Source organism: Campylobacter portucalensis, from assembly GCF_009690845.1.
GTDB classification, from domain to species: Bacteria; Campylobacterota; Campylobacteria; order Campylobacterales; family Campylobacteraceae; genus Campylobacter_B; species Campylobacter_B portucalensis.
This window is the reverse complement of sequence record NZ_VWSJ01000098.1, coordinates 1-228: the sequence shown is the minus strand read 5'-3', so window position 1 is coordinate 228 and position 228 is coordinate 1. Positions and strand designations below refer to the sequence as shown.

At 33.3% G+C, this 228-nt stretch carries 1 protein-coding gene; it reads left to right on the top strand.

The window, feature by feature from the left end; translation table 11 throughout:
- The coding region (locus F1B92_RS08770; protein ID WP_154571457.1) for a transporter substrate-binding domain-containing protein at positions 1-228 on the top strand (228 nt) is incomplete at both ends.

Below are 228 nucleotides of genomic sequence, written 5' to 3'. Positions count from 1 at the left end.
AAAGTCAAAAGCGTATTAAGATAGGCGTAAGATTATCGCAGCCCCCATTTTCTGTTTTAGATGGGAATGGTAATTTTGAAGGGTTTGAAGTTGAGCTAGCTAAAAAAATTGGTGAAAAAATAATAGGAAGAGGTGCCAAAATCGAACTAGTTGGAGTAAATGCAAACGATAGGGTTAAATTTTTAAATGATAATGTCGCTGACTTAATGATTGCAAATTTTACACAAA